The sequence below is a fragment of the Arthrobacter alkaliphilus genome, from assembly GCF_021483235.1.
GTDB lineage: Bacteria > Actinomycetota > Actinomycetes > Actinomycetales > Micrococcaceae > Arthrobacter > Arthrobacter alkaliphilus.
This window is the reverse complement of sequence record NZ_JAKEEC010000058.1, coordinates 1-1,289: the sequence shown is the minus strand read 5'-3', so window position 1 is coordinate 1,289 and position 1,289 is coordinate 1. Positions and strand designations below refer to the sequence as shown.

1 protein-coding gene is annotated in these 1,289 nt (G+C 68.7%); it reads left to right on the top strand.

What is annotated here, in order from left to right:
- On the top strand, positions 1-1,289 hold a 1,289-nt coding region (gene hutU / locus L0B83_RS19575), incomplete at both ends, for a urocanate hydratase (protein ID WP_234760233.1).

Here is a 1,289-nt window from a genome sequence, read left to right as displayed (position 1 = left end):
GATTTCACTACCGGAGCTCGTCCGGTCAAGGCCGCGCGCGGCACGGAGCTGACCGCGAAGAGTTGGCAGACCGAGGCGCCGTTGCGGATGTTGATGAACAACCTGGACCCGGAGGTCGCTGAGCGTCCGGATGATCTGGTGGTGTACGGGGGCACGGGCCGGGCTGCCCGGTCCTGGGCCGCGTTCGACGCGATCACCCGGACGCTGGAGACCATGGAGAAGGACGAGACCCTGCTGGTGCAGTCGGGCAAGCCGGTGGGTGTGTTCCGCACCCATGAGTGGGCACCGCGGGTGTTGCTGGCGAACTCGAACCTGGTGGGTGACTGGGCGACGTGGCCGGAGTTCCGCCGCCTGGAGGCCGAGGGCCTGATGATGTACGGGCAGATGACCGCCGGGTCCTGGATCTACATCGGCACCCAGGGCATCCTGCAAGGCACCTACGAAACCTTCGCCGCCGTCGGCAACAAACTGTTGGCCGAGGGCCGGCACCCGGCTCCCGCCGCTGCGGGTTCGGCCGAGGGCCCGCTCGCCGGGACCCTGACCCTGACCGGCGGGTGCGGGGGCATGGGCGGGGCGCAGCCGCTCGCGGTGACCCTGAACGACGGGGCGTGCCTGATCGTGGACGTGGACGAGTCCCGGCTGCGCCGCCGGGCCGGCAAACGCTATCTGGACGAGGTCGAAACCGACCTGGACGCCGCGATCGCGAAAGTCCAGAAGGCCAAGGCTGAGCGGCGCGGCTGGTCCGTCGGGTATGTTGGCAACGCCGCCGAGGTCTTCCCCGAACTGCTCCGCCGCCACAAGGCCGGGGACATCACCATTGATGTCGTGACCGACCAGACGAGTGCGCATGATCCGCTGTCCTACCTGCCCGAGGGCATCACCGTGGACGAATGGCACACCGAGGCCGAAGCGGACCCGGAAGGGTTCACGAAGAAGGCCCAGGCCTCCATGGCCCGGCACGTCCAGGCCATGGTCGAGTTCCAGGACGCCGGGGCCGAGGTGTTCGACTACGGCAACTCCATCCGTGACGAGGCCCGCAAGGGCGGCTATGACCGGGCGTTCGAGTTCCCCGGTTTCGTCCCGGCCTACATCCGGCCCCTGTTCTGCGAAGGACTGGGCCCGTTCCGCTGGGTCGCGCTGTCCGGGGACCCCGAGGACATCGCGGTGACCGACAAGGCCATCAAGGAGCTCTTCCCCGAGAACACCCACCTGCACAAGTGGCTTGACGCCGCGGCCGAGCGTGTGGAGTTCGAAGGCCTCCCGGCCCGGATCTGCTGGCTCGGGTACGG